The following is a 17,146-nucleotide window of genomic DNA, read 5'->3' as shown; positions in this document are numbered from 1 at the left end:
GATTTTTTGCCAGTGTGGGACCTCGTGTCTCAGATAATTCCTCGTTGCCTGAGCTGGCTCAATTGTTCGTCGTCATATTCCAGCACAGATTTTAAAATCTGATCAGTGTGTTGCCCGAGTAAAGGTGGCGGTGACTGATAATCCGGTGGCGTGGCCGATAGTTTCATTGGGCTGCCAACTAACTTCACGCTGCCGGCTGTTGGATGCGGCAAGGTAATCTGCATACCGCGCGCCTTGACCTGAGGATCATTAAACACATCGTCCAGCCGGTTAATCGGTCCACACGGAACACCGGCGTCCTCCAGCAGTGCTATCCACTCTTGTCTGGATTTGCGTTTCACCATGTCCGCCAGTAATGGAATCAATACCTCACGGTTTGCCACGCGCGCCGGATTCGTGCGGAAGCGCTCATCGGTCGCGAGTTGTTCTTCGCCACCTGCCGCGACAAATTTTTTGTATTGGCCGTCATTGCCGGCTGCGACAATAATATGACCATCGGACGTAGCGAATGTCTGATAGGGAACGATATTCGGATGCGCATTGCCCCAGCGTACCGGCGGTTTGCCGCTGGCCAGATAATTCGTATTCATGTTCGCCAGCATGGCGACCTGCACATCAAGCAAAGCCATATCGATGTACTGACCTTCACCAGTGCGGTCACGATGTGTCAGTGCGGCCATCACCGCGATAGTGGCGTACATGCCGGTCATTAGATCGGCAATCGCAACCCCCGCTTTTTGCGGACCGCCACCGGGCAGATCATCGCGCTCCCCGGTCAGCGACATAAATCCGCCCATACCCTGAACGATAAAATCATAGCCAGCGCGATGAGCGTAAGGACCATCCTGACCGAAGCCTGTAATCGAGCAGTAAATCAGATCAGGCTTAATTTCCTTCAGAGATGCGTAATCAAGTCCATATTTCTTTAACTGGCCAACTTTGTAGTTTTCTAGAACTACGTCGGATTGTGCCGCCAGTTTTCTGATAATTTCCTGACCTTCAGGCGTGGAAATATCCACCGTGATGGCTTGCTTACCCCGGTTCGCAGCAAGATAGTACGCGGCTTCCGTCGTATTAGCGCCATTCTCGTCACGCAGATAAGGCGGCCCCCAGGAGCGGGTATCATCACCATTCCCTGGACGTTCGACTTTAATTACTTCGGCTCCCAGATCAGCAAAATTCTGCGCACACCAGGGTCCCGCCAGGACGCGAGTCAGATCAAGAATACGTATATGGCCGAGTGCTTTTTTTTGTAACGACGTCGCTGTCATCCTGGATTATCCTTTTGTCTGCAATATTTTTCTGGAGATGAATATGTGGCCGTATCCCAAAGTCCTGGCACACCGCGGTGGCGGCGTACTTGCGCCAGAGAATACGTTGGCGGCAATCAAGTGTGGAGCTGCGCACAGTTTCAATGCGGTGGAATTTGATGTCATGTTATCAAAGGATGGCGTTCCTGTGCTGATGCACGACCCTGAATTTGGCCGCACCATCATCGGTCGCGGGCATGTGGCGGATACGCTTGCCGCTGATTTGCAAAAAATGGATGCAGGTGCGTGGTTTAACTCTTGCTACAAAGGGGAGCCGGTGCCGCTGTATTCTGATGTCGTCCGTTTATGCCGTCAGCATGACATCTGGATGAATGTAGAAATCAAGCCTGCCCCGGGCTTTGAAGAGGAAACCGGGCATATCGTTGCCACCCGGAGTGCTGAACTATTTGCAGATATAGCTGTGAGCGATGTAAAGCACCTGCCTTTGTTTTCCTCGTTTTCTTTTGTTGCCCTGATGGCCGCCAAACGTGCCGCGCCAACTATTCCGCGCGGTTTGCTGATGGATGAGATCACGCCGGATTGGAAATCGAAATTGCAAGAGGTCGGTGCAGTGTCTCTGCATACGAATCACAAGTTTCTGAGTCCATCGCTGGCAAAAAATGTGAAAGATGCTGGCTACGGATTATTTTGCTACACCGTCAACGAAGCGGCGCGTGCAGCAGAAATTTTGCGTTGGGGTGTCGATGGATTTTGTACCGACCGGATTGATCTGATACCTGTCGGGTTCTGAGATTCATGTCTGCTTACCGCTTGTTACATGACTATACAAATACTTGTCATCGCTGAAGGTTTGCGCTCCGTTGTGGAGTCTATGGGAACAACCCATTGATTTCACTCCCCGGAAACATGCTTCTACATTGAAAGGTACAACATGAAAACGATACAGATGACAGCATTCATTCTTGCCACTGCTTTTGTTGCGCCAGTGTTTGCGCAGACTGCAACACCGAATATCGATAAACGTCAGGCACGTCAGCAGGAACGGATCGCCAAAGGCATCAGCAATGGCGAATTGACTGCGAAAGAAAGCGCAAATCTGGAAAAACGCGAAGCGAAGATTGAAGCAAACAAAGAGGCTGCCGCGGCTGACGGTGTTGTGACCAAACAGGAACGCGCAAAGCTTGAACATCAGGAAAATGTTGCCAGCAAACGTATTTATACAAAAAAACATAACGCCAGAAAAGTTGAAGCCAGTCAGTAAGATCATCCTTATCAGAAAAAACCGTCAGTGCATTCAGCGTTGACGGTTTTTTCTTTTAAAGTCTGCGAACAGCTTTAGTCGTTTTGTGTGCTGGCGCAATGGCAACCACCGATCGCTATTTAATTGACGAATCTTCGGATTTCACGGCGCTGACTCCTGTTATAAGGCAGAATTTATACCGTATAATCAGAAGTTAACTCATTTTTCAGCTTTGGCCTATCTCTATATGAACTCGTCAGAAATCCGCGATAAATTCCTCAGTTTTTTCGAATCTAAAGGCCACACCCGTGTGCGTTCATCCAGCCTGATTCCCGGCAATGACCCGACGTTATTGTTCACCAATTCTGGAATGGTGCAATTTAAAGACGTGTTTCTTGGGCAAGACAAGCGTAGTTATACGCGTGCCACAACGGCGCAACGCAGTGTTCGTGCGGGTGGTAAGCACAATGATCTGGAAAACGTTGGCTATACAGCGCGTCACCATACTTTCTTTGAAATGCTGGGCAATTTCTCTTTTGGCGATTATTTCAAAAAAGATGCAATTCACTATGCGTGGGAATTGCTGACTTCTGTTTATGGCCTGCCAAAAGACAAGCTGACCGTCACTGTTTATCAGGAAGACGACGAAGCTTACGAAATCTGGAAAAACGAGATCGGCGTACCGGTAGAACGCATCATCCGCATCGGTGATAACAAAGGTGCGCGCTACGCATCTGATAACTTCTGGCAGATGGCGGATACTGGTCCTTGCGGCCCGTGTACCGAAATTTTCTATGACCACGGCCCTGAAATCTGGGGTGGTCCTCCAGGATCACCGGACGAAGATGGCGATCGTTTTATTGAAATCTGGAATCTGGTGTTCATGCAGTTTAACAAGGATGAGGCGGGTGTTTTGCATCCATTGCCTAAACCATGCGTGGATACGGGCATGGGTCTGGAACGTTTGTCCGCGGTGTTGCAGCACGTACACTCCAACTATGAAATCGATACTTTCCAAAACCTGATCAAGGCGGCTGCCCGTGAAACTGGATGTACTGATCTGGAAAACAATTCGCTGCGCGTGATTGCGGATCATATTCGCTGCGCTGGTTTCCTGATTGTTGATGGCATCATTCCTGGTAATGAAGGCCGTGGCTACGTGCTGCGCCGAATTACCCGCCGCGCTTTGCGTCATGGCCATAAATTGGGGCAAAGCCAGCCGTTTTTCTACAAGCTGGTGGCAGATCTGGTCAAGGAAATGGGCGGTGCCTATCCTGAACTGGTTGATGCAGCAGAGCGTGTTGCTCAAGTATTGAAGCAGGAAGAAGAACGTTTCGGCGAAACGCTGGAACACGGCATGAAAATTCTGGAAACAGCGCTCCTCAAAGATGGAAAAAATCTTGATGGCGAAACCGCGTTCACTCTGTATGACACTTATGGTTTCCCACTCGATCTGACCGCTGATATCTGCCGAGAACGTAATGTTGTTCTGGATGAGGCTGGCTTCAACGCCGCGATGGAAAGGCAAAGACAGACTGCGCGTGCTGCCGGTAAGTTCAAAATGGCGACCGCGATTGAATACAGCGGCGATAAAACCAAGTTCGTCGGCTACGATCAATTGCAACACGAAGCGAAGGTTGTTGCGTTGTATGTTGATGGCAGTGCCGTTAATGAAATCAAGGCTGGTCAACAAGCGATCGTAGTGCTCGACACGACCCCTTTCTATGCTGAATCCGGTGGTCAGTGTGGCGATTCTGGAGTGTTGTTAGGATTGGACGGTGCGGTCTTTGAAGTGGCAGACACGCAGAAAATTCAGGCGGATGTTTTTGGTCACCACGGTGTGTTGAAATCCGGCAACCTGACTATCGTGCAAAACGTCAAGGCGGAAGTAAATGCAGAAATTCGTGCACAAACGATGCGTAATCACTCAGCCACGCACCTGATGCATAAGGCATTGCGTGAAGTGTTGGGTAGCCATGTTGCGCAAAAAGGCTCCCTGGTTGACGTTGAAAAAACCCGTTTCGACTTCAGTCACAATGGCCCGATGACTGCGGATGAAATCCGTCAGGTAGAGACCATTGTTAATCGTGAAATTCTGGCGAATGCTGCGACCAGCGCACAACTGATGGCTTTTGACGACGCGGTCAAACATGGCGCGATGGCTTTGTTTGGCGAAAAATATGGTGATGAAGTCCGCGTGCTGGACATCGGTTCTTCCCGTGAGTTGTGCGGTGGTACGCATGTGTCCCGTACTGGCGATATAGGCTTATTCAAGATCGTTGCTGAAAGTGGTGTCGCAGCGGGCATACGCCGTGTTGAAGCAGTAACGGGTGAGGTCGCGCTGGCGTTGGTGCAGAATCTGAACAGCCGCATCAATGAAGCTGCTGCAGCCTTGAAAACACAACCGGAAGAATTGACGCAGCGTATCGGACAGGTGCAGGATCATGTCAAGTCCCTTGAGAAAGAGCTGGCAACATTGAAATCTAAAATGGCATCCAGTCAGGGTGACGATCTGCTCAACAAAGCAGTCGATGTTAAGGGTATCAAGGTTCTGGCGGCGACGCTGGATGGCGCAGATGTCACAGCTTTGCGTGAGACCATGGACAAACTGAAAGATAAATTGAAAACTGCGGCGATTGTATTGGCTGCTGTGAACGACGGAAAGGTCAGTCTGATCGCTGGTGTGACAGCAGATAGCACATCTAAATTGAAAGCCGGTGATTTGGTTAACTTTGTGGCGCAGCAAGTCGGCGGCAAGGGCGGCGGTCGTCCGGATATGGCGCAAGCCGGTGGGACTGATCCTTCAGGTTTACCAAATGCACTCGCGGGCGTGGCAGACTGGATCAGTACTAAATTAGCCTGATCACAGTTTCTGAGTAAAAGCCTGACAAAAAACCGGCATGCGTGCCGGTTTTTTTATTCTCGGCGATTTGAATTTAAAAAATTTTCTGATCAGGAACAACGGTTCAGAAACAGCTCTGCCTGAGAATTTTCAAAAAATGCGCAGGATTTCACCTATGATGAAATAATAAAACAGAAGACAGTTCCCTTTGGTATGGATCGGTGCCGTTATAACTCTCAATGTTAGTTTGCCTTGTTTCTGTTGATATAAATTTTGAAATACAGAATGGATTCGGAAAGCGATTTGCGATATTTTGGTGCAGATTTTGCGTTAAAAAACAGGACAAATGTTGTTAGTCTGCTGCATCGCACCATGTCAATGAAAATTCCGGTAGAATTGGTGCGTCAAATGTTTTGCAAATGACCTATATCGTTTGCTGCTACAGGAAAAATCATGCAATTCAACAAAGAACTTGACGCTCGTGGACTCAGTTGTCCTTTGCCTATTTTGAAGACGAAAAAGGCACTTGCTGAAATGATTACCGGTGAGGTCTTGCACGTGCTTGCAACTGATCCCGGGTCCGTTCGTGACTTCAAAGCATTTTCAAAACAAACAGGAAATGAATTGCTGTCGCATCAGGAAAGTAGTAATGAATTCGAGTATTTTATTAAGCGCAAATAAATCTCAGATTTCACAAAAAAGCCCGCAATAATTTGCGGGCTTTTTTATTATGAGGATAATTGTCAGTAGCGTTGAAAGATGTTGATCATTCTGATGCTGACGTATGGAGACTGCGAAACGAAAGCTGATCTGTCGCTCAAAATCCCGGACCATTGAGAGCTTGCACACCTGTAAAATATGCTGATTAGATACTCTGCTCTAGACGCAATCCAAACAAAAAAGGAACGATCGTGCTAAATTGTGCGAAATCTTATCATTTCGATTTATAATCAACCCGGTTTACTTTACGTATACGTCAATTTACTTAACCAGACAGGTCCTGTAGTTGTTCGTGAAACAAGGGGCTTTACGACCTGGTTAAACTGGTTGATCAGCATGGCCCGGTATTAATTAGTAATAAATAAATCCAATAGAAGTAAGTTCATCTGTATTCCCAATTAGCTCACAAAAAGGCAGAACTATGAAAGTCCTGGTACCAGTCAAACGAGTAGTCGATTACAACGTCAAAGTACGTGTCAAGTCAGATGGCACAGGTGTTGATATCGCCAATGTCAAAATGTCGATGAATCCTTTCGATGAAATCGCCGTCGAAGAAGCAACCCGCCTGAAAGAAGCCGGTGTTGTGACTGAGATTGTTGCTGTTTCGTGCGGTGTTACTCAATGCCAGGAAACCTTGCGTACTGCAATGGCGATTGGCGCAGACCGCGGCATTCTGGTTGAGACTGATGCTGATTTACAGCCGCTGGCTGTAGCAAAATTGCTCAAAGCGCTGGCCGATAAAGAGCAACCACAACTGATTATTCTCGGTAAGCAAGCTATTGATGACGATTGCAATCAGACCGGTCAGATGCTGGCGGCTTTATTGGGCTGGCCACAAGCTACTTTCGCGTCGAAAGTGACCGTCGCTGACGGTAAAGCAACTGTGACCCGTGAAGTAGACGGTGGTCTGGAAACTGTTGCCCTGACTCTGCCTGCAATCGTGACAACGGATTTGCGTCTGAATGAGCCACGCTATGTGACTCTGCCTAACATCATGAAAGCGAAGAAAAAGCCGCTCGATAATGTCAAGCCTGCAGATCTGGGTGTAGATGTCGCTTCCCGCGTCAAAACACTGAAAGTGGCTGAGCCGGCAAAACGCAGCGCAGGTATTGTTGTTCCTGACGTGGCAACTTTGGTTTCCAAACTGAAAAACGAAGCAAAAGTGATTGGCTGATTTGCTGATTGCAGCCGATTCAATTACGGATTGCTTCACCACACCTTATTTACAAATTTTTTCATCAGATAGCATGCTGGTGATTTATTAAGTGGAAAACATCATGACTACACTCGTCATCGCTGAACACGACAACGCTAGCCTCAAGGGCAGCACTTTGAATACCGTTACTGCCGCGATTCAATGCGGCGGTGATGTTCACGTACTGGTTGCAGGTTCCAATGCCGGTGCCGCAGCCGCAGCCGCAGCACAGATCGCTGGCGTCAGCAAAGTATTGCATGCCGACGCAGCACATTTTGCTGATGGTCTGGCAGAGAATGTTGCTGAGCAGGTATTGGCTGTTGCTGCTGGTTACAGCCATATTCTGGCTCCGGCAACAGCTTACGGTAAAAACATTCTGCCACGCGTCGCCGCTAAACTGGACGTTTCTCAGATTTCTGAAATTACAAAAGTCGATGCTCCTGACACGTTTGAACGTCCGATTTATGCGGGTAATGCGATTGCAACCGTGCAATCGACCGATACAGTTAAAGTAATCACCGTTCGTACCACAGGATTTGACGCTGCGACAACAGGTGGCTCTGCTGCTGTCGAGACCATTGCTGCAGTTGCTGACTCTGGTAAATCGGTTTTTGTCTCGCGTGAAGTTGCCAAGTCTGACCGTCCTGAACTGACTGCTGCAAAAATCATCGTTTCCGGTGGTCGCGGTATGGGTTCTGCGGATGCCTTTAAAGTACTGGAGCCATTGGCAGACAAATTGGGCGCAGCAATGGGCGCATCCCGTGCTGCGGTTGACGCGGGCTTCGTTCCTAACGATTGGCAGGTTGGTCAGACCGGTAAGATCGTTGCACCTCAACTGTACATCGCCGTTGGTATTTCCGGTGCGATCCAGCATCTGGCTGGTATGAAGGATTCGAAAACGATTGTAGCGATCAACAAAGATCCAGAAGCACCGATTTTCTCCGTTGCTGATTACGGTATCGTTGGTGATCTGTTTGAAATCGTACCTCAGCTCGTTGCTGAACTGGGCTGATTTTAATGAATTCGTGGGCCGTTAATTTGATAACCGGCCCAGACTGGACAGAATGAGTGGTTTGTCGCGCCATTGACAGCAGTGTTTTTGTTGTTGTGACACATTGCTGATTCTGTCCTTTTTTCTTTTCTATTTTTAGGAAATGCTATGACTTATGTCGCACCTGTGAAAGACATGCTGTTCGCGATGAATGAACTTGCGGGCTTGTCAGATGTGAATGCTTTACCCGGCTGTGAAGATGCCACGCCTGAAACTGTAGAGGCGGTACTGGAAGAAAATGCAAAATTTGCGGGTGAGGTTGTTGCACCTTTGAATTGGGAAGGCGATAAAGCGCCAAGTTACTGGCAGGATGGACAAGTCTTTACGACTAAAGGCTTCAAAGAAGCATTCAAAATGTTTGCTGAAGCCGGCTGGCAGGGTGTGCAACATCCACAGGAGTTCGGTGGACAGGGCTTGCCTAAGCTGGTTGCGACACCATGCATAGAAATGCTCAATTCAGCCAGTATTTCATTCGCACTTTGCCCATTGCTGACCGACGGCGCAATCGAAGCATTGCTGACAGCAGGTAGTGATGAGCAAAAAGGAATATATCTGGAAAATCTGATTTCAGGTAAATGGACAGGCACGATGAATCTGACTGAGCCACAGGCTGGCTCGGATCTGGCGATGGTACGTACACGGGCCGTTCCGCAAGGCGATGGCACTTACAAGATTTTCGGTACCAAGATTTTCATTACTTATGGTGAACACGATATGGCCGAAAATATCGTTCACCTAGTTTTGGCCCGTACACCAGATGCACCGGAAGGCGTGAAGGGTATTTCCCTGTTTATCGTACCGAAATTCCTGGTCAATGCTGATGGTAGTCTGGGGGCTCGTAATGACGCGCACTGTGTTTCGATTGAGCATAAGCTGGGTATTAAGGCCAGCCCGACGGCAGTGTTGCAATTCGGCGACAACGGTGGTGCGATCGGTACACTGGTAGGCGAGGAAAACCGTGGCCTGGAATACATGTTCATCATGATGAATGCGGCACGTTTCGGCGTCGGTATGCAAGGGATAGGTGTCGCTGAGCGCGCATATCAAAAAGCGGTACAGTACGCCAAAGACCGTATTCAGTCCCGTGATCTCGCAGGCTCTGCAGGTCCGGTAGCAATCATTAATCATCCTGACGTACGCCGTATGCTGATGTCCATGCGTGCTCAGACAGAGGCAGCCCGGGCGTTGGCTTATGTTGCTGCCGGACTGAGCGATATTGCGCACCATCATGCTGATCCGGCAACACGTAAAGCGAATCAGGCTGTGTATGAATATCTGGTTCCTATCGTCAAGGGCTGGTCGACTGAGATGTCACTGGATGTGACTTCAACTGGTGTGCAGGTACATGGTGGTATGGGCTTCATCGAAGAAACCGGAGCAGCACAGCATTACCGCGATGCCAAAATCCTGACAATTTACGAAGGCACGACGGCAATCCAGGCGAATGATCTGGTTGGGCGTAAAACTGCACGTGATGGAGGTGCGACGGCAAAAGCCTTGATTGCGCAGATCCGTGAAACGGAAACAGCTCTGGCGGCAACGAATCAACCTGATTTACTGGCTATTCAGAAGCAACTGGCGGCAGGTTCTGCTGCGCTTGAGGACGTGGTTGCCTATGTTGTTGCGAATTTCAAGCAGGATATCAAAGGCGTCTTTGCAGGTAGTGTGCCGTATCTGAAGCTGGCTGGCATTGTACTGGGGGGCTGGCAGATGGCCCGTGCGGCATTGATCGCCCAGCAGAAGCTCCAATCGACGGCAGGCGATACCGCTTTTTATCAGGCGAAAATTACAACGGCAAGATTCTTTGCTGACCACATTCTGTCCGCTGCTCAAGGATTGCGTTCCGCTATCGTTGACGGTAGTGCAGGGGTGCTTGCCTTACATGAAGATCAGTTTTAATTTCGACTGAAGTAAAATGTTAAATAAAAAAAGGTACTCATTTCTGAGTCCCTTTTTTTATTGCTGATCCGGCTTAGCCGTAGGCGCCACCTGTATATAGCAGATCAAATGCGCGGGCAATGACACCGATCAGTGTGATGGCGCCGATTCCTGCGGTCAGGACGAGTATCAATGCCAGTGGCCATGATGATGCGCTTGTTTTGACTGAGTCCGGGTTATGTCTGGCGTCCCATTTTTCGTCGGGTGTCAGTCCCGTTACCAGTGCTTCAATTAAGGCAATTAAGAATGATAAAATAAGCAAGCTGTAGGTCAGCAGAGCCTGAGAGCCAAAGTACAAATGGCTGATCAGGATGGAGATTGGTAAGCTGGCAAGATGAACCCATCCCCAGTAGTCATATTTGCCATACAGATAAAATCTGTGCGCCCCGACGCAGCCTGCCATTGCCGCCAGTAAGGTTGTGATGGTTTTGTTTTTGTGTGTGGCTATCATCAGGTTTTCTTACAATCTGTCAGAGGGATAATTGTAGCTGACGCTGTGGCTGGTATCCAAATCAACACGTTTATGGCACATATCTTTGATAGTCCTTGCTTGTTTTGTTTTGGACGGGCTATAATCTACAGCTTTTTCCGCGTTTAGAACAATTTTTTTGGAAATATTATGGTCGTTATTCGTTTAGCTCGTGGTGGCGCAAAAAAGCGTCCTTTTTACAACATCGTTGCAACTGATTCCCGTAATCGTCGCGATGGCCGCTTTATCGAGCGCATCGGTTTTTACAATCCAGTAGCAACTGGCAACGCAGAAACAGTACGCGTTGCTGCTGATCGTCTGGCTTACTGGCAAGGCGTTGGCGCACAATTGTCGCCAGCAGTTGCTCGTCTGGTAGCTCAGTCTGGCAAAGCGGCAGCTTAATAGTTAGTTTGCTCTCAATGCCAGTTGAAGTTCATGTTCCTGAAGATTTGGTCCTGGTGGGCTATATCTCGGGAGCATTTGGTATTCATGGATGGGTAAAGATTCGTCCGTACTCGCCAGACGCTGATGCAATGTTGTCTGCCAAAACCTGGTGGATTGATAAGCCGGATCTGCACGATGTTAATCGCCTTGAAGCAAAAATTCACGGCGAAGACCTGGTGGCAAGATTGGTTGGTGTTCCGGATCGGAACGCTGCCGAAGCACTGAAAGGCGCGACTATCAAAATATCACGTAAGCACTTCCCGGCTTTGGCTGAGGGAGAGTTTTACTGGCATGATCTGATCGGTTTGGTAGTAGAAAATTTGCAGGGTGAATACCTCGGCGTGGTTCGTGATCTGATGGATAATGGTGCTCATCCTATTCTGCGAGTCGCTGCTGCCGATGTTCCTGAATCTGAATTGCAAAAGCATGAAAAATTGATTCCTTTTGTCGATCATTTCGTCAAAGAGGTTGATCAGGCAGCAGGCAAAATTCAGGTTGACTGGGGTACAGATTATTAACCCGATGCAATCAGAAGGCATATGTATGCAGTTTGATGTCATCACTCTGTTCCCGGAAATGTTCGGCGCTATTACGCAATCAGGTGTGACGCGGCGTGCGTTTGAGCAGCGCAAATGTGAGTTGAAGTTGTGGAATCCGCGTGATTTTACAACGGACCGTCACCGCACGGTGGACGATCGTCCATACGGAGGTGGCCCTGGGATGGTGATGCTTGCCAAACCGTTGCAGTCGGCAATTGACGCAGCTAAAGCGCGTCAGGCAGAGCTGACGAAACCGGCTCCTAAGGTTATTTATCTGTCGCCGCAGGGACAGCGTCTGACGCATAAACGCGTGATGCAGATATCTGAGTTATCTGGACTGATCTTGCTGTGCGGTCGTTACGAGGCTGTTGACCAGCGTTTGCTCAATACGTATGTTGATGAAGAGATCAGCCTCGGTGATTTTGTATTGTCCGGTGGTGAATTACCAGCCATGGCATTAATGGATGCCGTTATCCGCCAGATTCCCGGCGTTTTGCACGATGATGACTCGGCCGTGCAGGATAGTTTTGTAAATGGCTTGCTGGATTGTCCGCATTACACCAGACCCGAGATATTTGAACAGCAAGCTGTACCGGCTGTTCTGATGAGCGGAAATCATGCTGAAATTGAAAAATGGCGGCGTCAGCGTGCACTGGAAGCAAGTGCAAAGAAACGCCCCGATTTGATTCTGGCGGCTCGGGAAGCTGGTTTGCTCAGCCGTGCGGATGAGAAGTTTTTGAGTAGTTTGTAAGTTTCTCTGCTGATGCAGGGATATAAAAGAGCGTTCCTATCTGGTTCGCATGTTAAACCCCATCCTCTACCGGGCAGAAGTCAGACTCCGTCTGCAGCGTCGGCAAGATGGTTATCGGAGTATAAAAATGGATCTGATCCAAAAATTAGAGCAAGAAGAAATTGCTCGTCTCGGTAAAAGTATTCCTGACTTTGCGCCAGGCGATACTGTTGTTGTCAGCGTTAACGTTGTTGAAGGTACACGTAAACGTACACAGGCTTACGAGGGTGTTGTTATTTCCCGCCGTAACCGTGGTTTAAATTCCAACTTCATCGTTCGTAAAATTTCTTCCGGTGAAGGCGTTGAGCGTACATTCCAGTTGTACTCTCCACTGATCGCTTCTATTGAAGTGAAACGTCGCGGTGATGTACGTCGTGCTAAGTTGTACTACCTGCGTGAACGTTCAGGCAAATCTGCTCGTATTAAAGAGAAATTGCCAGCACGTAAAGTCGCAGCTGCAAAAGCAGAGTAATATCTGTTTATGCCGTAAAAAAAAGGGATGCCTTCGGCGTCCCTTTTTTTATGTGCCGCTGAAAATGAAAGCTAAGAAAATAAGAGTTGATTGTCGTGACTAAATTGATTTTGACACCTGAGCACTTACCGATTCATTCGATCGCAGACGAGGATGAGGTTGAAGCAGAAAGGCTGACGCCGGCATGGTTACGGCAGCGTTTTTCCAGTCCGCCGATATGGACGCCGGAATCCAGTAATGAAGAGCTGATGGCGGGCGAGCGGGTGTTTCGTCCGGCATCGGTATTGATTCCTATCGTGACGCGTGAAAATGGGCTTACCCTGCTGCTGACTGAACGCGCTGCACATTTACAGCATCATGCGGGGCAGATCAGTTTTCCAGGTGGTCGTTTTGAATTGGCGGATGGAAGCGCGACTGAAACTGCTTTACGTGAAACCGAAGAAGAGGTGGGCTTACCTCGTTCTCATATCGATATTCTGGGGGCTTTACCTGACTACAAAACCGGAACGGGTTATCAGGTCAGCCCGATTGTTTCTTTAGTCAAGCCGCCTTTCGAAACGATCACTGATCCCGGTGAAGTGGCTTCTGTATTCGAGGTACCGCTGGCATTTCTGATGAATGCTCGTCACCACCAGCGACGTATATTTCAAATGCCGGATGGAAGCGGGAGCAGAATGTTTTATGCAATGCCATATCAGGACAGATTTATCTGGGGCGCGACTGCTGGCATGTTGCGTAATCTGTTTCATTTTCTGCGGGCATGACAAGAACACGTTTCTCCGGGAACAAAGCTTCATAATCTGGGGAATTCGGTTTACACTTGCCGCACCGGTAAATTCTTCTAAGACAGTCGTCTGACTGCGAATCTAGCTCAGCCTATCATGACATTTATTTCTATTTTGTTTGCCCTCCTTTTTGAGCAACTCAAACCCTTGCGTGCAGATAATCCTATCTATGCACAGATACAGGCGCTGGCAAATAAAATTGAAGCCTCCTTCAATGCTGGTAAGGTTGCCCATGGCCGATTGGGCTGGTGGATTGTGGTCGGCTCGCTGACAATTCCAACCGCATTGATCTACTGGCTTTGTCTGCGTCTGAGCCCGTTCGCCGCATTTGCATGGAATGTCGTGATCGTTTATCTGACGCTGGGTTTTCGTCGTTACAGCCATTACTTCACTTCGATACAACTAGCTCTGAGTGCAGGAGATGAGGACGCCGCCAGACGTCATCTGTCCGACTGGATCCACCGCGATACCAGTGACCTTGATGTGTCAGAAATATCCCGTCTCGCGGTTGAACGCTCGCTGATTGCTACTCACAGAAATGTATTCGGCGTGTTTTTCTGGTTTCTGATGCCGGTCGGGCCGGCTTGTGCTGTGATGTACAGGGTAGCCGAATATCTTGCACATGCCTGGACAGAGCCTGAGCATATGAAAAATGAAGAGTTTGGTGTTTATGCTGCAAAAGTATTCTATTGGATCGATTGGGTTCCTGCGCGTCTGACTGCCGTCGCATTTGCCATCGTTGGTAATTTCGAAGACGCAGTGTATTCGTGGCGTAATTATGCTGATCGCTGGTCTGATGAAGCTGTCGGTATTATTTTGTCTGCCGGTGGCGGGGCGCTTGGTTTGCGTTTAGGCGAGCCTGAAGAAAAAGCCATGGTGTTGCAAGCGGATGCAACCGCAGTGGACGTTGACAGCCTTGAGCTCGAAAGCCAGCCTGGAAGCGAAGCAACACCACGCGCGCTGCAAAGCGTTGTTGGCCTCGTCTGGCGTGCACTGTTATTGTGGATGCTGATGCTTGCATTACTTTCCTTTTCAGTCTGGGTCTGATCCGTATGATGGCGACATCTTTTAGCATCAGATGCAGCAAATAACGATATCTGATCTTTGTTTGCGTGCTTTTGAAAAAAAAGATGCGGCGGCATTTGCAGCGATGGTGCGCGACACAGCGATGAGTGCTGATCAGTCGATGTACTGGTGCCATCCTGACTATACCGAGGCGCAGGCGCTGGAATGGTTCGCGGTCTGTGCACAAGAACGTGCATTCCAAACCGCGTATGAATTCGGTATTTTCACAATAAAGAGTCTGGCGAGCTATCAGGTGCGGCAGGTATCAACATGATAGACCGCATCTGCCGGCGTTGTAACCTGAGCTACTGGGTCGCTCCACGCTGGCAAGGGCAGGGCATTGCAACGACGGTAGCGTCGGCGCTGACACAATATGCTTTCTCAGAGTTGCAACTGTTCAGAGTTGAGCTGGTGATGGCGATGACTAACCTGGCCAGCCGCCGCGTTGCAGATAAAGCCGGGGCGCAATTTGAGGGGCTGGCGCGTCATCGTCTGTATCTGAACGGGAGTAGTGTCGATGCAGCTATCTATTCCCTGATTCCCGGTGAGGTACGCATCGCCTCTTGCCTTACGTACACCTAGCCGTATTTTCTGCTTTTTTCAAGTTGCCCTTTTATGAGCGTTCCTCGCAATAACACGATTGATATCGCCAGAGGGGCAGGGATTATTCTGGTTGTGTTGGGGCATAACTGGATCATTACGCACAATCACGGCGAGTTGTACCGGATTATTTTCTCGTTTCACATGCCCTTGTTTTTCTTTTTATCGGGCGTCGTTTTTAAAAATAACAGCAGTTTCGGATCTTTTTATATTTCCCGTGCCGACGCGCTGTTCAAACCATATTTTGTTGTGCTCAGCGTATGGGGACTAGCGCGGATTGCAATCGCTGCTGCGACGTGGCAGCCGTATTTTTCTGGCGTGCTGTATGCGACTGGTAACACCATAGAATGGGTACCCTTGTGGTATCTCCCGCATTTGTTTATCTGTCTGTTGGCGGTGTTTGCAATCTGTAAATTGCTGAAACAACTGCCGCAACAACAGCGATTCATCGCGACATGTCTGCTGGCGATATTGCTTTTGAGTCTGGGAAATTTCTGCCTGATGTGGGCGCAGAATTTACAAAGCCTGGACTGGCAAGACGTTAATTTCCTCTTCAATGATCACCAGTCAGGCTTCCCCGGTTTGCCCTGGAGCCTTGATTTGCTTGGAATCAGCAGTGCTTTCATTCTATTGGGCGTTGCTTGTCAGTCTGCTGTTGCCAAATTTCATTTTCAACAATACTGGTTTGCACTTGTTCTGGGTATTTTCGTCAGTTTGCACTGGTTTTTTGACGAAACCATGGATTTACATTTGCGGCATTACGGTCATTTCTGGATCTCGACAGCCCAGGCTTTATCGGGAATTTATCTGCTACTGTCGTTGGCGTTTGTTTTACAGAAATGGCCTGATATTGCGCGCATACTTGCGTATATCGGCCAGGGCAGTTTATTTATCCTGATTTTCCATTCGTGGACAGAGTGGAAAATTTTTTCTCTTATGGCAAAAGTCAGTGCTTCGGATGATCTGAATGCGATACCGGCTTTGCTTGGTGGTGTGCTGCTTCCGCTGGGATTGCTGGCGCTGGTCAAACGGCGACCTTTGTTTTCTGCATTATTGCTGCCTCGCCAGCGCTGATATAACTGGGATAACAAACCGAAAAAGCTGTGGAATTCTGATCTTTTTTGCAATAAATAAACCGATGCCGATGAAGCAATTTTTTTCAGGCAAGGTGACTGACGGTATCTGTTTGTAAAGTTTACTTGGGTAAAAATACACTATATTGAGAGCTGGCATCGTGATGGACCGATTGTTTGGATATTTATCTGACGCTCAGGTTTCGATCCAACTCTTCTATAAGATATAATACTCATGTATTTTGAAAGCTCGGTGTCACATAATGACATTGTTGCTTTTTTATTTTGCTTCATAGCGAGCCGAGCACATGGCCGATTCAAAAAAAACTCATCCTAAGCCAGTACGCGAGTTTTTCATCCAGGGTATCACCAGCGATGGAAAGCAGTTTCGCCCCAGCGATTGGGCGGAGCGTCTTTGCGGCGCCATGTCCTGTTTCAACCCGGACGGTGGTCGGCACTCGCATCTGCAATATTCTCCTTATGTCCGTCCGATATTGCTAAATGGTATACGTTCTGTTGTTGTGAACGAAGCAATCCGGGATATTGAGCCATTGGCCTATCATTTCGTGGTGAATTTTGCAAAAGACAATGATTTGCAAATCATTGATGCGTGTTTGTTGCCAGATGAACCGCCAGCCAGCAAATAAAACCT

The 17,146-nt window shown here is 48.6% G+C and carries 19 protein-coding genes; 17 read left to right on the top strand and 2 right to left on the bottom strand.

The window, feature by feature from the left end; all coding sequences use genetic code 11:
- Positions 1 to 29: 29 nt before the first annotated feature.
- Positions 30 to 1,271, bottom strand: coding sequence for a CaiB/BaiF CoA transferase family protein (locus ACPAOP_RS02780; protein WP_423709233.1), 1,242 nt, complete (start codon positions 1,269 to 1,271; stop codon positions 30 to 32).
- 43 nt (positions 1,272 to 1,314) lie between these two features.
- On the opposite strand from ACPAOP_RS02780, the gene ugpQ reads away from it, so the two are divergent.
- The 7 genes from ugpQ (at position 1,315) to ACPAOP_RS02745 (ending at position 10,218) form a co-directional block, all read left to right on the top strand.
- A complete protein-coding gene (gene ugpQ, locus ACPAOP_RS02775; protein WP_423709232.1) occupies positions 1,315 to 2,061 on the top strand; it encodes a glycerophosphodiester phosphodiesterase in 747 nt (248 codons plus the stop codon).
- Between the two features lie 141 nt (positions 2,062 to 2,202).
- A complete protein-coding gene (locus ACPAOP_RS02770) occupies positions 2,203 to 2,532 on the top strand; it encodes a hypothetical protein (protein ID WP_423709231.1) in 330 nt (109 codons plus the stop codon).
- 226 nt (positions 2,533 to 2,758) lie between these two features.
- Complete coding sequence (gene alaS, locus ACPAOP_RS02765; RefSeq protein WP_423709230.1) at positions 2,759 to 5,374, top strand: alanine--tRNA ligase; 2,616 nt, start codon at positions 2,759 to 2,761, stop codon at positions 5,372 to 5,374.
- 432 nt (positions 5,375 to 5,806) lie between these two features.
- Entirely contained in the window at positions 5,807 to 6,034 is a 228-nt protein-coding gene (locus tag ACPAOP_RS02760) for a sulfurtransferase TusA family protein (protein WP_423681092.1), read from the top strand.
- 460 nt (positions 6,035 to 6,494) lie between these two features.
- On the top strand, positions 6,495 to 7,247 hold the full coding sequence (locus ACPAOP_RS02755) for an electron transfer flavoprotein subunit beta/FixA family protein (RefSeq protein ID WP_423681091.1): 753 nt from the start codon (positions 6,495 to 6,497) through the stop codon (positions 7,245 to 7,247).
- Between the two features lie 103 nt (positions 7,248 to 7,350).
- Positions 7,351 to 8,280, top strand: a complete 930-nt coding sequence (locus ACPAOP_RS02750) for an electron transfer flavoprotein subunit alpha/FixB family protein (protein ID WP_423709228.1) — start codon at positions 7,351 to 7,353, stop codon at positions 8,278 to 8,280.
- A gap of 147 nt (positions 8,281 to 8,427) precedes the next feature.
- The gene (locus tag ACPAOP_RS02745; RefSeq protein ID WP_423709227.1) at positions 8,428 to 10,218 is read left to right on the top strand and encodes an acyl-CoA dehydrogenase; all 1,791 of its coding nucleotides are present in this window, start codon (positions 8,428 to 8,430) and stop codon (positions 10,216 to 10,218) included.
- A gap of 73 nt (positions 10,219 to 10,291) precedes the next feature.
- Here ACPAOP_RS02745 and ACPAOP_RS02740 read toward each other — a convergent pair whose 3' ends face one another.
- A complete protein-coding gene (locus ACPAOP_RS02740; protein ID WP_423709226.1) occupies positions 10,292 to 10,708 on the bottom strand; it encodes a hypothetical protein in 417 nt (138 codons plus the stop codon).
- 168 nt (positions 10,709 to 10,876) lie between these two features.
- On the opposite strand from ACPAOP_RS02740, the gene rpsP reads away from it, so the two are divergent.
- The 10 genes from rpsP to ACPAOP_RS02690 all read left to right on the top strand — a co-directional run bounded on the left by rpsP (position 10,877) and on the right by ACPAOP_RS02690 (position 17,141).
- Positions 10,877 to 11,128 (top strand): 30S ribosomal protein S16, encoded by a 252-nt coding sequence (gene rpsP, locus ACPAOP_RS02735; RefSeq protein ID WP_110255824.1) that lies wholly within the window; start codon positions 10,877 to 10,879, stop codon positions 11,126 to 11,128.
- 17 nt (positions 11,129 to 11,145) lie between these two features.
- A complete protein-coding gene (rimM, locus tag ACPAOP_RS02730; RefSeq protein WP_423681087.1) occupies positions 11,146 to 11,688 on the top strand; it encodes a ribosome maturation factor RimM in 543 nt (180 codons plus the stop codon).
- A gap of 25 nt (positions 11,689 to 11,713) precedes the next feature.
- Positions 11,714 to 12,460: a tRNA (guanosine(37)-N1)-methyltransferase TrmD gene (trmD, locus tag ACPAOP_RS02725; RefSeq protein ID WP_423709224.1), complete on the top strand. Its 747-nt coding sequence runs from the start codon at positions 11,714 to 11,716 to the stop codon at positions 12,458 to 12,460.
- Between the two features lie 127 nt (positions 12,461 to 12,587).
- Positions 12,588 to 12,971: a 50S ribosomal protein L19 gene (rplS, locus tag ACPAOP_RS02720; protein ID WP_186883107.1), complete on the top strand. Its 384-nt coding sequence runs from the start codon at positions 12,588 to 12,590 to the stop codon at positions 12,969 to 12,971.
- Between the two features lie 95 nt (positions 12,972 to 13,066).
- The gene (locus ACPAOP_RS02715) at positions 13,067 to 13,735 is read left to right on the top strand and encodes a CoA pyrophosphatase (protein WP_423709223.1); all 669 of its coding nucleotides are present in this window, start codon (positions 13,067 to 13,069) and stop codon (positions 13,733 to 13,735) included.
- 117 nt (positions 13,736 to 13,852) lie between these two features.
- Positions 13,853 to 14,803 (top strand): CobD/CbiB family protein, encoded by a 951-nt coding sequence (locus ACPAOP_RS02710; protein WP_423709221.1) that lies wholly within the window; start codon positions 13,853 to 13,855, stop codon positions 14,801 to 14,803.
- Positions 14,804 to 14,864: 61 nt separating this feature from the next.
- Complete coding sequence (locus ACPAOP_RS02705; protein WP_423709220.1) at positions 14,865 to 15,095, top strand: hypothetical protein; 231 nt, start codon at positions 14,865 to 14,867, stop codon at positions 15,093 to 15,095.
- Positions 15,092 to 15,403, top strand: coding sequence for a GNAT family N-acetyltransferase (locus tag ACPAOP_RS02700; protein ID WP_423709218.1), 312 nt, complete (start codon positions 15,092 to 15,094; stop codon positions 15,401 to 15,403). Before ACPAOP_RS02705 ends, ACPAOP_RS02700 begins: the two co-directional genes overlap by 4 nt.
- A 33-nt stretch (positions 15,404 to 15,436) precedes the next feature.
- Positions 15,437 to 16,495, top strand: a complete 1,059-nt coding sequence (locus ACPAOP_RS02695; RefSeq protein ID WP_423709217.1) for an acyltransferase family protein — start codon at positions 15,437 to 15,439, stop codon at positions 16,493 to 16,495.
- Between the two features lie 307 nt (positions 16,496 to 16,802).
- On the top strand, positions 16,803 to 17,141 hold the full coding sequence (locus tag ACPAOP_RS02690) for a DUF3579 domain-containing protein (RefSeq protein WP_423681081.1): 339 nt from the start codon (positions 16,803 to 16,805) through the stop codon (positions 17,139 to 17,141).
- Positions 17,142 to 17,146 lie beyond the last annotated feature (5 nt).

The sequence above is a fragment of the Undibacterium sp. WLX3042 genome, from assembly GCF_049544825.1.
Lineage (GTDB): Bacteria > Pseudomonadota > Gammaproteobacteria > Burkholderiales > Burkholderiaceae_D > Undibacterium.
Note: the sequence above shows the minus strand (reverse complement) of the source record. Positions and strands in the feature narration are given on the sequence as shown.